The organism is Microcystis sp. M015S2 (assembly GCF_020245945.1).
Lineage (GTDB): Bacteria > Cyanobacteriota > Cyanobacteriia > Cyanobacteriales > Microcystaceae > Microcystis.
Map to the genome: position 1 here is coordinate 1 of NZ_JADBTX010000108.1, position 13,406 is coordinate 13,406.

Annotated in this window: 14 protein-coding genes and 3 pseudogenes; 2 read left to right on the forward strand and 15 right to left on the reverse strand. The window is 45.4% G+C overall.

The window, feature by feature from the left end; translation table 11 throughout:
• Positions 1-403: 403 nt before the first annotated feature.
• From IM473_RS18440 to IM473_RS18465, 6 genes and pseudogenes are all read right to left on the reverse strand, one after another.
• The gene (locus IM473_RS18440) at positions 404-1,267 is read right to left on the reverse strand and encodes a cyanophycinase (RefSeq protein ID WP_287660555.1); all 864 of its coding nucleotides are present in this window, start codon (positions 1,265-1,267) and stop codon (positions 404-406) included.
• A 233-nt stretch (positions 1,268-1,500) separates the two neighbouring features.
• Positions 1,501-1,960: pseudogene (locus IM473_RS18445) on the reverse strand (RNA-guided endonuclease InsQ/TnpB family protein); the annotation flags it as partial.
• Positions 1,961-2,216: 256 nt separating this feature from the next.
• Positions 2,217-2,345 (reverse strand): annotated as a pseudogene (locus IM473_RS18450) (transposase); the annotation flags it as partial.
• A gap of 8 nt (positions 2,346-2,353) precedes the next feature.
• Positions 2,354-2,503 carry a lmo0937 family membrane protein gene (locus tag IM473_RS18455; protein ID WP_110546089.1) on the reverse strand — a complete coding sequence of 50 codons (150 nt, stop codon included), beginning with the start codon at positions 2,501-2,503 and terminating at the stop codon, positions 2,354-2,356.
• Between the two features lie 50 nt (positions 2,504-2,553).
• Complete coding sequence (locus IM473_RS18460; RefSeq protein WP_046662143.1) at positions 2,554-3,030, reverse strand: CsbD family protein; 477 nt, start codon at positions 3,028-3,030, stop codon at positions 2,554-2,556.
• A 292-nt stretch (positions 3,031-3,322) separates the two neighbouring features.
• Positions 3,323-3,505 carry a CsbD family protein gene (locus IM473_RS18465; RefSeq protein WP_002752242.1) on the reverse strand — a complete coding sequence of 61 codons (183 nt, stop codon included), beginning with the start codon at positions 3,503-3,505 and terminating at the stop codon, positions 3,323-3,325.
• A gap of 320 nt (positions 3,506-3,825) precedes the next feature.
• Between IM473_RS18465 and IM473_RS18470 the strand changes: the two genes are divergently transcribed.
• Together IM473_RS18470 and IM473_RS18475 are read left to right on the forward strand one after the other, a co-directional pair.
• Positions 3,826-4,128: a hypothetical protein gene (locus IM473_RS18470; RefSeq protein ID WP_002803201.1), complete on the forward strand. Its 303-nt coding sequence runs from the start codon at positions 3,826-3,828 to the stop codon at positions 4,126-4,128.
• A 133-nt stretch (positions 4,129-4,261) separates the two neighbouring features.
• A complete protein-coding gene (locus tag IM473_RS18475) occupies positions 4,262-4,426 on the forward strand; it encodes a hypothetical protein (RefSeq protein WP_002752244.1) in 165 nt (54 codons plus the stop codon).
• A 739-nt stretch (positions 4,427-5,165) separates the two neighbouring features.
• Here IM473_RS18475 and IM473_RS18480 read toward each other — a convergent pair.
• The 9 genes and pseudogenes from IM473_RS18480 to IM473_RS18520 all read right to left on the reverse strand — a co-directional run.
• Entirely contained in the window at positions 5,166-5,621 is a 456-nt protein-coding gene (locus IM473_RS18480; RefSeq protein ID WP_287660556.1) for a BON domain-containing protein, read from the reverse strand.
• Positions 5,622-5,649: 28 nt separating this feature from the next.
• Positions 5,650-6,252: a signal transduction histidine kinase (STHK), LytS gene (locus IM473_RS18485; protein ID WP_147072408.1), complete on the reverse strand. Its 603-nt coding sequence runs from the start codon at positions 6,250-6,252 to the stop codon at positions 5,650-5,652.
• A gap of 274 nt (positions 6,253-6,526) precedes the next feature.
• Positions 6,527-6,856 carry a helix-turn-helix domain-containing protein gene (locus tag IM473_RS18490; protein WP_287660557.1) on the reverse strand — a complete coding sequence of 110 codons (330 nt, stop codon included), beginning with the start codon at positions 6,854-6,856 and terminating at the stop codon, positions 6,527-6,529.
• Complete coding sequence (locus IM473_RS18495; protein ID WP_002763221.1) at positions 6,853-7,233, reverse strand: type II toxin-antitoxin system RelE/ParE family toxin; 381 nt, start codon at positions 7,231-7,233, stop codon at positions 6,853-6,855. Before IM473_RS18495 ends, IM473_RS18490 begins: the two co-directional genes overlap by 4 nt.
• Positions 7,234-7,397: 164 nt before the next feature.
• Positions 7,398-8,102: a hypothetical protein gene (locus IM473_RS18500; RefSeq protein ID WP_287660558.1), complete on the reverse strand. Its 705-nt coding sequence runs from the start codon at positions 8,100-8,102 to the stop codon at positions 7,398-7,400.
• A gap of 170 nt (positions 8,103-8,272) precedes the next feature.
• Positions 8,273-9,049 (reverse strand): sterol desaturase family protein, encoded by a 777-nt coding sequence (locus IM473_RS18505; RefSeq protein ID WP_016515453.1) that lies wholly within the window; start codon positions 9,047-9,049, stop codon positions 8,273-8,275.
• Between the two features lies 1 nt (position 9,050).
• Positions 9,051-11,360 carry an NACHT domain-containing protein gene (locus IM473_RS18510; RefSeq protein ID WP_287660559.1) on the reverse strand — a complete coding sequence of 770 codons (2,310 nt, stop codon included), beginning with the start codon at positions 11,358-11,360 and terminating at the stop codon, positions 9,051-9,053.
• 29 nt (positions 11,361-11,389) lie between these two features.
• Positions 11,390-12,958, reverse strand: coding sequence for a B12-binding domain-containing radical SAM protein (locus tag IM473_RS18515; protein ID WP_287660560.1), 1,569 nt, complete (start codon positions 12,956-12,958; stop codon positions 11,390-11,392).
• A gap of 59 nt (positions 12,959-13,017) precedes the next feature.
• Positions 13,018-13,227 (reverse strand): annotated as a pseudogene (locus IM473_RS18520) (hypothetical protein); the annotation flags it as partial.
• Between the last annotated feature and the right edge of the window lie 179 nt (positions 13,228-13,406).

The following is a 13,406-nucleotide window of genomic DNA, read 5'->3' on the forward strand; positions in this document are numbered from 1 at the left end:
AATGCTAGGATACCAAAAAGTCGCATTTTTATAACCAGCTTCCACATCATTAAATTTACTTTCATTTCTCATGAAAGCAAGTAAATTTTGACTCGATGGTTTTTGTAGTAGTTCATTTTTTAGCTTAACAATTTCTTCTTTAATTTTTGATATTTTTTTATTATTTTCCTCTAGTTTCTGTTTTGCCTCTTCCGCTTTTACCCGGTTTATCGAATTGTTGGCAGACTGTCCGGCAATTTTCTCTAATAGGGTAGAATCATATTGACTTCTAATAATTCTACAAGATTGGTTTCATCATCCCGCTCGTGATTCATTCTTAGACCTCAGAGTCAATATTTTTCTGATTTAAATAAATTCTCCAATCAGTGGCGGGTACAAGCCACCACTGATTGTTCCCTCCGACCTACTCCCTTTCAACTTCTGCCTCCTTTTTAGGATTGCTATCCTTTAACTCTATTGATCGAGAGAAAACGGGCTTGCGAGTTTTCAAGTTAAAGCGGAATCCTTGAGGTAAGATGTGCAACCTGACTCCACACACTGCCATCGCTTCATCTTTGAGCAGTTCGTCTAAATTATCATAAGTTGCTTCTGATTCATCGACAATTGTTACAGCCCCACGCCCCACCACTTTAAATTCGTCACCGTCCACAATTACTGCTGTATCTTCGTCAATGCCAAAGCCTAAGTTAGCTGGCTGCTGTAAGAGAGCGGAAATCAGGCGACCTAGCCGTCCGCGCTGGGCAAAATGCTGATCGATCACCACTGAGTGCAGAAATCCCATTCCCGGACCCATCTCTATCGCGTCCATGCGTGGGTTGGTTTCCGAGTCTCCTTCAATAATCATCAGATCGGGCATGATGGCAGCACCGGCACTTGTCCCACCTACCACCATTCCCTCCCGATTGCGTTGGTGAAGTAAGGTATCTAGCTGAGTTCCCTTGATGTGTTCAATGATTAGGGCTTGATCTCCCCCGGTAAAAAACGCTCCTGTGGCTTCCTCAATGATTTTCAGGTTTTCTGGATCGTCCGCATCTTCCCTGTGAATGGTATTGAGGACACATACATCCTCGACACCGAGTCGCTCAAACACTCGGGTATAGGCTTCTCCAGCCGAACGAGGCTCACTTGTTGCCGCCGTTAACACGGCAATTTTAGCTTTAGTCCCGCCAGCACAGCGAACAAACTCTCGCAAGATTTGACAATCTCCATCTTTGTCTTCTGCTCCACCAATGATGATTAATTGCCCTCGCTCTTTTGTGGATTCCATACAAAAACTCCTTGAATAACTAAACAGCACAACAACATAAAATTAAATTATAATCGTTCACACCTCCCCTACCCAATACCGTTCGGTTGAGCAAACCAGCCCCCACCCCCCTCAGTCCCCACTCCTCTCTTATCTCCCCTTTCAGGGGAGACGATAGAATTACCCCTTAAGGGGGATTTAGGGGGTGGGATTGACATCCTCACCGCCCTAAAAGGGGTGGTGATTCCTAGACCTCACGATCTAGGTTTCTGCTTCTTAGCAGTTGCCTTCACAGACTTACTCTGTTCGGGTCTGACACTCGCGACCCAGACTGATACCGCAAGCCCTGCGGCCAAAATGTTTTTACTGGCGTTAACATCCCTGTCATGGCAAGTTCCACATTCAGGACACTCCCATTCTCGGACACTTAACGGCATTTTCTCAACGATATGCCCACAATTATTGCACCGTTTTGAACTAGGAAACCATCTATAGCGTTTCTCGCATCTGTGCGGCACAGTTAAACCTTTGCTGATTAAGCTGTTCAGGCTCGGGAATGTACCTCTTGTGAATCAGAAATGCTATATCTATTTCCCGATAGTTTCTCCCATACCAACGGCATTTATAGGCTAATTGTCGAGTGATTTCTCCCCAACTAACATCTGATATAGCTTGAGCTAGTTTCGGGTTTTTTACAGGGTGAGAGCATCTCAAACGCTATTGACAATTGGCCAATTTTGTCATCCGCGTGGGCATTTCAAGTGATACCACTCAATCAGAATAGTTACGAAATCGACCCATTTGGTCGATTTTTGCTTAACAATTGAGATGGCAAATTCTCCTCAAATATGCCTGAATCGTGGGCAAGCAACTCACATAAAGTTCATTTTGTCAAGGATTGTTAAGATGCGCTTACCTTGGGGTTTTTTACCAGGTCTTTTACCGCTAAATTTTCAACTACAATCGTTTAGTTTTCACGAACTAATTGAGTGGTTAGCTTATGTAAATGGTCTTTTCTGCTATCGGTGATTCGAGCCTGAATCTTAGCTACTTTGATTCTTGCTTTTTCCCGATTTTTTGACCCTTTCTGTGTTCGAGAATCAACAATTACCGTCGCCTCATAAACAAGTTGTAGACAACGCCAATCAGCACCAAAACCAAAAGCAGGTGGATTAAGCCGCCGCCAATGTTAATGGAGAATCCTAACAACCAGAGGATGAAAAGTATAACAACGGCAGTCCAAACGAGATCAAACATATTTCCCTCCTTGATTTAGAGAAAAGTAATGAAAATTCAGTCATCGATCCTTAATTGAGTATATCTTGAACCTGATCTTTCACATCTTCTACTGCATTGCGAACTTGGCTTTCGACTTGTTTAGCTTTTCCAGCAACTTGATCTTGGCGGTTGCCAGTAGCTTTACCTATCGCTTCTTGAGCTTTGCCTTCAATGTTCTTTGTGACTGCTTTTGCCCGCCCTTTTAACTTCATCTGGTCTTTTATATCTTCTGCTGCGTTACGAGCCTGACTTTCGACTTGCTTGGCTTTTCCCATCATCTGATCTTTGGGATCGCCTGTCATGTTGCCAATCGCTTCTTGAGCTTTGCCTTCAATATTTTTCGTAACTGCCTTGGCTCGATTCATGCTTGCGATTTGAGTCTGCGGTTGGGTGGGTAAAGTTGCAGCCCAACTATTTGTAGTTCCAAAATCAAAAGCTATAGTAATTGCCAGCATTATAGTTAAAATAATGGTGACAAAAAAGCGACGAATCTGTTGAAGTGACATCATTTTAACTCCAAAAAAGAATTTGATGAATCGATGATACATGGATGATGAACAACTACTGTCTAGACCCTTTCGAGAAAGATTTTTCTAGTCTTTGACGGCGTAAGTTTACCGAGGGAGAGATCTTCGATTTCTTTGAGAAGCTAGATATCTGGTAATATTGGGTTTATTTACGCCGCCTTGTCCTAGTGTTTCACCTGTCCCGAAAGAAGCCATTTTTTGAGGAAGAGTTCCGATGAAATCTGGGTTTCAATCATTTGTCTGAATGGCGGTTGCCGTGACAAATGACCTACTAATCAATAATTTTTTTGACTTCATCTTTCACATCTTCGATAGTGTGACGAACTTTTGCCTCTGCCTGTTTTTCCTTGCCCTCTGCTTGAGCTTTGGGATCGCCAGTCAGATCTCCTACTGCTTCTTGAACTTTACCTTCGATATTTTTGGCGGTTGCCTCGGTTCTATCTTTTAAGCTCATGATGCTCTCCTTATTGAATTTGTTGGATTTGAGAACTGCTTACCTAAGTTGAGCTAACAATTCTGCTTCTGGTGTTACTGTAACAGGTGGTTGTTTGATTTACTGTATGAATTGATTGAGTCTGTATGAATTGCTTGAATACGACACAAAATGTAACGATACCGTTTCTGCAAGCATAGAAATTACGCATTGACAAAAAGGCTTAAATGTGGGTGGTCTAATTTTGTTAGTCTTAGATACAATTTCTCTCTCGACTCTTGACAAAACCCTCTCCGATTTGATTTCCTGACACAAGGGCATCTCTTATAACAGAACAACTGATGAGAAACATTACGAAGCCAACAACTGCTCAATGTAATCTGGCTATTTACACCCTATTTTTGCTCGGCGAACCTAAATATATAAGCTGTGTTCGTTTGGCTCAAATTCTGGGCAATTTATCTCATGACAGTGTCAATCTTTTATTGTGGCGAGAGAACTATACACCCAAGGATTTGTTGGATGAAGTGGCTCCTCAAATCGAACTTGAAGGAGGAACAATCAGTACAGACGATATGGTAATTGACAAGCCTTATAGTCACCCAGCTAAAGCTGAGTTAATCGATTACTTTTACTGGTGGTAAACACAAAAAAGTAGTCAAAGGTATTAACGTAGTTACCTGATATTATACCGATTGTAAAGGAAGGTCAGTTCCCGTTAATTATCGAATCGTTAATAAACAGGAGGGTCAGACAAAACATGAATATTTCTTAGAAATGTTGGACGAAGTAAAAGCTTGGGGATTGAAACCAGAGACAGTCACAGGAGATAGTTGGTATGCTGCCAAAGAAACCATGAATACCCTTAAAGACAAGGGCTTTCGGGGTTTGTTTGCTCCTCATGTGAATCGGTTAGTCTCGGTTGAACTAGGAACTAAATAGGGTTGGCGGCAAAAAGTTTGTTGGTGGGGTTAGGAGTCGGTCGCCGGTCGTCAGTAGCCGGTCGTTTCAGGCTTTGTTGCCCTCTTTTTTTGTACCAGTTTATGTACTAAAAAAAGGATAATGCAAGGTTTTTGAAGGTCCCAATCCGATTTTCGCAGCATGAACATCGGATTTTAACAGGTCAAAAGCCTTATTTTAAAAGGGTTTTACCATTATTCAGCAAACCCCAGTTAGAATTTCTCCGATTTAAAGCGCAAATTGTTAATTGGTATTCCTGACAAAGGGAGTTATTTACTGAGGTCATCCGCTCTTTTATTGTCAATAATTTAGCATCCAACTTCCTTGACCTCAATAACTTGGAAGCCATAGTCTGAAGTTCAAAGGCATACTACGGAAATTCTGTCAATGCGTAAGTCCTAAAGCAATGATTAGACAAGGGGCTTAAGCCCCTTGTCTTCAAGGTTAGTTACAGTTGCTATCTTCTGTTTACTTCTTTTTAGCTGGAGCTGCTGGCGCAACTTGGGAGCATCTCATTTATGCAAGTGAGTAATTATGCTTGTCGCTAAAACTTGCTTCTGGTAAGGCTTTCAAAATAGCTTGACATAAAACTTAATTTAGGAGTTACAAAGGTGAGATGCTCCCCGCAACTTTTGCGGCGTTGTCAGATTAGAATATGAAAGATGCAATGCAATCCTTGCTATCAAAGTAATTTCAGTTCCAAGCTGATTCGGAGCATCTTTCAATTTGACAACGCCACTTTTGCTTTAACTTTGACACTATTGACACCCTTGATTTGTTTTACCAAGGGGTCAATTTTGTCGAGTTGCTCTTGAGTTTCTACGGTTCCAGAGACGACTACCGCTCCATCTTTAGCAGAAACTGTAAGTTGCCCTTTCGGGATGTTGGCTTCTAGCTTAGAGCGAACTTCACTGGAAAGGTCACTGTTGGCGCGATCCGCATCTCCTCCAGTTAGATTGTTGCGTTGCTCACGAGCGCGAATATCAGAATTGAGTTGATTTCGGCGCACTTGACTAGACGCATCGCTTTGGTTCTTTTGGACTGTTTTAGTATCAGGAACTTGCCCCGTTTCCTCTGTGGAAGAAGGGGCGTTGGTGCTAGTTTTAGCGTTGTTCCCACAAGCCACAGTTCCAATCAGTAGAAGGCTGCTGAGGATTAAAGTTGTGATCTTTTTCATGATGCAAATCCTTTAATAATTTCCGATTTTACAAACGAGAAGCAGGAGGATCGACATAGCCTTCAATTGCTAGGGCATTGTAAATTTCCCACTCGCGAATCCCTCGGCGCTTTAGAATTGTTTCAGCCTGAAGGATGTCAGCATCTGCACCGTCCACGATCAACAGGTAGTCTCCACGAACCACATAATCGTGATAGACTCGTGCCCGATCTTCTGGAATTCCTAGACCAATTAGACCACCTACCAAACCTCCGGTAGCCGTCCCGATTGCACCGCCAGCTAACGTGGTAGCGATCGCAGTTGCAGCCGCCCCTGCCAACATGACGGGGCCCACTCCAGGAATTGCCAATATGCCCAACCCAACCAGCAAGCCTGTCAGTCCTCCGATGGCTCCGCCTGCCGCTGCCCCGGTCTTTGCTCCTTCGTCAATATGAGTTGTTTTTGTTTCGGTAAGCTCTTGAACTCGTGTCTCACCAATCCGGTTGCTCTGCTCCAGTCGTTCAGGCTCTTTGGCAATGATTGATACCTCATTCATGGCAAATCCGTCATCTCGTAATCCATTCAGTGCCTTCTCTGCCTCTTGATGGCTAGAGAAGATTCCCACGGCTCGTTTACGGTTAGTTAAAGTCATTTTTCCCTCCAACGCTATGCGGTAAAAGCTTTGTAAATCCTATAGTATGGCGAACTATAGCGATTGAATTTCCTGATTCGAGTTGATAATTCTGCTCTTGGCATTACTGTAACAGGCGGTTGCTTGATTTACTGTATGAATTGATTGAGTCTGTATGAATTGCTTGAATACGACACAAAATGTAACGGGCGATGCACTAGAACTACCTTTTTTTATTAATAAATAGCGCCGCCCTTAACAGACGGTAAGGCCACTCTTTTTGTCTCTGCTGCTCTTATTGCACTGCTAGAACAGAAATATGTCCGACCTCTTTTGTATCGCTGCGAGGCCGGATGACGATCTCCACGTCTTGATTCAATGCCGTGAGAAATTCCATCAATCGTTCAACTGAAAATTGATCGAGCCGATAGTTTTTTAGTGCTGAAACCTTGGGCTGCGGGATATTAAGCAGTATGGCAATCTCCCGCTGTTTCAACTTGCGGCTTTTCAGAAGTTCGTTAACGGCCAAGGCTAGGCGTGTTTTCGTCTGCCGTTCGACTGCGTCTGGATAACCAAGGTCAGCGAAAACGTTCGTGGTGCCGCGAGTAATTTCCAAATCGCTCATTTTGTCCCTCTACTTTCATAATCCGCTTGTGCGCGTTTCATACGTTCAACAATAAGCTTTACATCCTCTTGAGGTGTCTTGATTCCAGACTTCGACTTTTTCTGGAATGCGTGCAGAACGTAAACAACTTCAGCGAAGCGCACAGTATAGACCGCTCGATAAGTGTCGCCTCGATGATCTTCGACGATCTCAAATACTCCTGCCCCTTCACCCTTCCAAGGTTTAGCCTTTGGATGTTTACCCCCCAACTGCGCTAGACCAAGGGCATAGCCCATATCGTCCTGCACCTCGGCAGGGAAAGTCAGGTAGTCCTTTTTCGCAGAGGCCACCCAATACAAGGGTTTTTCCCGCGACATACTTTTAGAAATTCGGATCATTCAACAATATACCCAAACTGGAATAATCAGTCAAGGAATTAACAGAGCGGCGGTATCGCTTGAAGTTGCATCGCATGGTCAATATCAACATTCGATTCAGGCTGAGGCAATAATAAACCCCTTCATTTTCTTATTGAAGGGGCGTTTGTGGGGTTTTCTGATTGTTAGGAATCTTTTTCTAGTTCTTTTCCAGTGGATTTAGATGGTTTAATTTTGCGCTTGAGGACTGCACCTGCTCCTAGAGTTCCGAAGGCGATAATCCCAAGAATAGAGGAGGGTTCAGGAATTGAACTGGAAACAGGGGCAGTCGGGAGTTGTATATTATCTAAAGCAAAAACGAGGCGAACAGATCCTGAAATTTTTATCGAATCGAATGTGATACCACTAAATCCGAAGAAGTCATTTGACAAAGAGTCGGCATTTGTTGCACCGGATGAATCAACAAGATTAGTGCCTAGAAAAGCTTCAAAATATGTTGTTGTACCACTTTGTGTTCCAACAGCAAATGCTGCTTCAGTTTGTGGCTGCGTAAAAGATATGACAACCGAATCAACAGTACCATCATTGGGTATAAAGTTAGTGACGACAGCACCAACAAAAACAGGGGGGGTGGGTGGTACGATAGAACCACCATTGTTAGAAAAATAAAACACATTTGGGGAAAAGACAACACCTTGATTTTGGTATTGATTGGTGATAGTGGTGCCGTCAGGATAGTCCTGTGACCCAAATGTAATCGTTGAATGCGGGCCACTCAACCCGAAAGTATTTTGGATAAAAGCGGCGTGAGCGGCTGGGACACCTGACAGCAGTATGATGAAGCTCACGATTGCCGTACTGACGTGATGGTTCGTTTCTCTTATATTCATGAAGTCTCCTTATTGAATTTGTTGGATTTGAGAACTGCTTACCTGAGTCGAGTCAACAATTCTGCTTCTGCTATTACCCTGATAGATGGTTGTTTGATTTGATGTGTGAATTGATTAAAACTGTATGAATTGCCTGAATACGACACAAAACGTAACGGGCGATGCACGAGTTAAACTCCATCGACTTTACCCGTCAGACGCTCATCAAACTTCTGCTCATAATCGGGGTCTTGAGTTCCGAGGAGTTTGTCCCAGAACGTGAAATATAGACCGTAATGTACGGTGTACTTGCGATGATGAATGGAATGATGGGCAGGACCAATAAACCACCGACCCAACCAATGATGGGGAAATGAGGAGGGCAAGCGATCGATCCCAAGATGATTTAACACTGCCCAGATCGTCATCGTGGTGAGTGCCGCAATTAACGTGATGAAATGCAGGGGAAGGACAAAGACAATGCCGACCAGGAAGAGAGACTGAACGATCGCCTCTAGTGGGTCAAAGGCAAACGAAGTCCACGGGGTAGGATAGCGCGAGCGATGATGCCCCTGGTGTAACCACCGAAAGAGTGACGGGTGGTGAAACAAGCGATGGGTGAAATAGAAATAGGCATCCTGGAGAACCAACACAGCGCCATAACTAACCCCTAAATAACACAGCCCATACTGTTGAGGGTGGCTGTATAAGCGGGTAATACCCCAACTGTATCCTGTCATGATGAAAGCCGCCGCCAGCGCAAACACCCCCGCCGAAAGAACCGAGAGCGTGATATCTTGTTGAATCGATCGCCAAGAGGGAGACCAATGCCGCAGGTTGTGATTGACAAAGGACTGACTCAAGGGCGAATAGAAGAACAAATAGGTTCCCCCAGCCACGAGAAAGTATCGCGCCAGGATGATCCCAAAGAAAGCGAACCCGTAAAATCCAAATGAGTGGTCTATCAATTTAATCTCCTTGCCATTCCCGATCTTCCAAGTCCTTTTGAGGTAACAGCAACGTGGCTTCAATTTCTTGCCGGATTGCGGCTGTTATTTCGCAGTTACTATTCAAACAATCGATCAGGAGTTGATTGGCCTCATAGTAGCGTTGGAGCAGCTGCTGTTGCTCAGTCGTAAACTGCCAGGGATGATGAATATTGCGATAATTGGCGATCGCACACCGCAACTGTTCCACCCAGGCAGAATAGTTTTTCTGCCACCATTCCTGAAGCCGTTCCAGGTTTTGACTCCGAGGTGGCAGTTGGTCTCTCAATTGTTGCAAAGACTTATAAAATCCAGCATCCAGAACCATCACCAGAATGTTGTTGAGTGCCTCGCTACAAGCATTGACATAGGCAAAATCCTGACTGTGGTCGATGGCAAACTCTACCAGCAAGTTCTCCAACGCCGCGTCTAACAACATCCCCTGATCGAGCGTGCTGGCTAAGGCAAAGCGATCTGCCGTATGCGGGCTTTGGGCAAGGGCAAGGTAAAATGCGCGTGCGGTCGCCACTTTGGTTTCGTCTGGGAGCTGCTGGGATTTTTGGCTGGCCCAACTCAAAAACTCTTGCAGATAGGAGTCTTGCGCGACTAAGGCATCAATTTGTTGCTTCATCAACTGCACCAGCGCATCTGCACTTCGCAACATGGCAGCCGTTAACAAGAAGACTTCGCGCCAGTGGGAATCGGTGATGTGACTCACCAACCCTCCCAGTGCTTGTTCTAATGCCTGCAAATTATGGCTGGCAACTATTTTTCGAGCCGTGAAGTATTCTTGAAATGCCAGATAAGAAAATGAAAAAATGCCTCGCGCCCTTTCTGTGAGGATTCCATGCTGTGCCTCGATCGCTTTCAGCATGGCTTCGCTTTCGAGTTGGAGTTCCTCTGCTTCCAGGGTTGCACCTGGCAAATTCCGCAAATAGTCGCCAATGTATTGCTCAATCGTGCGTTGCTCAAAAAAATACTGCCCCTGTTCAAAAGTCACTGCTGCAAGCTGGCTCAACAGCCTCAATTTTTGGGGCAATAAAAACCCCCGGTAAACCTGATCGCGTTCGACTCCTCGAGCTTCATCCCATTTACCCAGCAGCAAATCCAGCCCTTGTTTATAAAACTCAGCCCGCTTGCTCGGAAATTTCCCTTGACCCTGAAACACCCAGCAGGCGAGATGCAGAAACAGAGGTGTCACCACCAGTTGCCGAAATTGCCAGTTTTCCGGCAAGTCCAACTTCTGCATAAACTCAGCCGACTGCTCCTGCCCCGCTTGAGCAGTCGTTTTGCTCAGTGCCACAAACCACTTTTGCGCGAAGGTGCTGATTTGTGCCTGGGTAAAGGGGGCAATTTCTACATCAGTGAAACCTCGAATCTGGAGTTTTTGGGCAGCGGTGCGACAGGTTACTACAAATCGATTGCGATGATACTTTTCTGAGAATTGGCGAATTTCTCTCAGAACTGCTGTAATGTCCTGGTTGAGAACTTCATCCATGCCATCGAGCAACAGCAGGACTCTGCCCGCTTGCAGTAAGGTTTCCAGCACAGATGGGTTGGAAATTCCCGAGGTGAGCAATGCCTGACGGATGTAGTTGAACAGGCTAAATTCACCACTGGGACTGGACTCCTCGGCAAATTCTCTCAATAAGATAAAAATCGGCACTTGATTCGCCGCAAACTCGCCTTGGTTGCACTGAATCGCCAGATGTTGCAAAAAGGTAGTTTTGCCAACCCCCGGCCTGCCCAAAACTCTAAGCTTTGAGTAAGTTTCAACAGCCTGCATTCCGGGTATTTGCTTCTGCTCAACCTCTCCCAAACCGACGCGCTCGAATTCAGCAGGACCCAAGTTTTGCCAATCGGCAATCTCCACCCACTGTTGACTGGCAATTTCCGCCAAAATATTGACATCCACATAGATGTCATCAATGTTGACCGGATGGCTGATGTCTAGTAACTGCAAGATGCCGCACTGGTTTTGGATGGTGTCCAGGCGTCGCGCTCGCACCTCTTGCACCAGAGCATCAATATTAGTTTTCGCCAGTTCTCCTGGTTCAGGAAATTCTGCGGGCGGAGCGAGGGCAATCTCCCGCCAATCCAAATCCAGAATCGAACAAATTTCCAGGAAAACCTGGCGATCAACGGGTTTTCCTGTGAAAAACCGCCAAATCGGCTGGCGGGTCTTTAAGTTCACTTCCCCTGCTAGATTTTCCTGAGTCCACCCCGTGAGCGCAAAGGCTCGTTTAGCCTGTTTAATTCCCGAAGGGGAAGCCTGGAGCGATCTCTTGACCATACAATCCAATCCTCCCTATCGAGTCAGAATCAGTTCTGGTTGGGACGACCAGAAACTTCTAAGGGATCGTAGCCTAGTTGTTGAGTAATCCGTTCTCTGGCTAAGGCCCGGTACTCCCAAAAATGTTCTCCCGCCGCGCACAGACCTAAATACAGATTGAGAACTTGGGGCTTTTTTTGCCAAATCGTCCATAATTGCCGCCAAAACTGTCCCCGAATGTCCGCTCGGCGGATACCCTGATGCCAGATTAACTGGGTAATTAGCCGTAACCCCTTCCCCACGGGAAATTGCATGGTTTGCTTGTGTTTTGACTGCAAACCCAGACCGAGACATTGTTGGAAACAGCGTCGGAGATAGTGGCTGGGTTCGTACAGCGTCCAGAAGCCTTCGACATACTCTCTGGCAATTTCGGCAATCGGGCGGGTGGGGATAAAATTCATCAAGCTATTCTGATCTCCCGTCGGATGGATGCTGTCACCCTCAACTAAACGCTGTTCCCGTTTGAGACGATGCCAAAGAGCCGTATTCGGCAAAGATTGGAGAATTCCTAACATGGGCTGAGGAATACTGGTTTCTTCCACAAAGGCTTGAATCCTTTCCCCCGCACCAGAGCGCTCTCCATCAAACCCCAAGATAAATCCAGCATAGATTAGCAAACCGGCTGCATTAATCTTACGACAGGCTTCCACCAGTGGATTGCGAGTATTTTGCAGTTTGCGCGTCACTTGCAGACTATCTTGGTCAGGAGTTTCAATCCCCAGAAAGACAGAATAAAACCCCGCCTCAGCCATCAGGCTTAACAATTCATCATCCTCTGCCAAATTGACCGAGGCTTCAGTAATAAAGGTGAAGGGATAGTCGTGCTGCTTCATCCAGGGAATCAAGTCTCTGAGAAAGCGTTTGACGTTGCGCTGATTGCCAATAAAGTTGTCATCGACGATGAACAACGAACCGCGCCAGCCTAGGTCGTAGAGAGTCTGCAACTCTGCTAAAATCTGACTCGGCTCTTTAGTACGAGGTTTGCGCCCGTAGAGGGAAATAATGTCGCAAAATTCGCAGTTAAAAGGACAGCCGCGAGAGAATTGCACTGCCATCATTAAGTAATCGTCTCGCTGAAGCAGGTCGAAGCGGGGGATGGGGCTGAGGGTCACGTCTGGCTTGTCCCCAGAGCGGAAAATTCCCTGGCTTTGACCTTGAGCGATCGCCTCCAAAAACAGGGGAACGGTTAACTCTCCCTCATCCAAAATGAGATAGTTCGCTCCAGAATCCAGGGCATCCTGGGGGACAGAGGTGGGGTAGGGACCGCCAACGGCGACTTTTTTGCCTAACTGCACGGCTTTTTGAATTAGAGCTTGAAAATCTGGCTTCTGGACCAACATGGCAGAGAGGATAACCAACTCACACCACTCCCAATCGGCTTCTGTTTCAGGATTGACGTTGCGATCATAAAATCGAATCTCCCAGTTTTGGGGGAGGAGGGCGGCGACAGTAATGATGCCGAGGGGTGGAATGGTGGCTTTCAGTCCCGCGATTTCCATAAAGCGATCGTAAGACCAGAAAGACTGGGGAAACTCAGGGTAGAGTAACAGGGCTTTCATCGAAAAACTGGGTCTGAAACCCCGCCCTTTAGCGATAGCGGAGGGCGGCTTTACATAAGTTAGTGAGAAACAATTAAACCGTTAGAACGACGAATTAACTGAATCTTACTAACAGTTATCTGTCCCAATCGTTGACCATTGGCATCGCTTACAGATAGCTGTTTTTCGGTATCTCCACTAACATAATCAATTCCTTTGGGAGAAGAAATTAAATCTCCTTTACGGAACCCATGTCTTGTGGTAGAGCCACATTTACGTCGTTTACCACCTTACAACTATGTCTGCTTCTTCATTGGAGGGGAATATACCGATGATCGAGTGAATATTTGTCATGAATTTCCTGTTTTTAGTACATAATTAGATTATATCTAACATTCCGCAGGTCAGATTCCACTTCATAAATATCCCTCTTTGGGAGTATCTCATTTATGCAAGTGAGTAATTATAC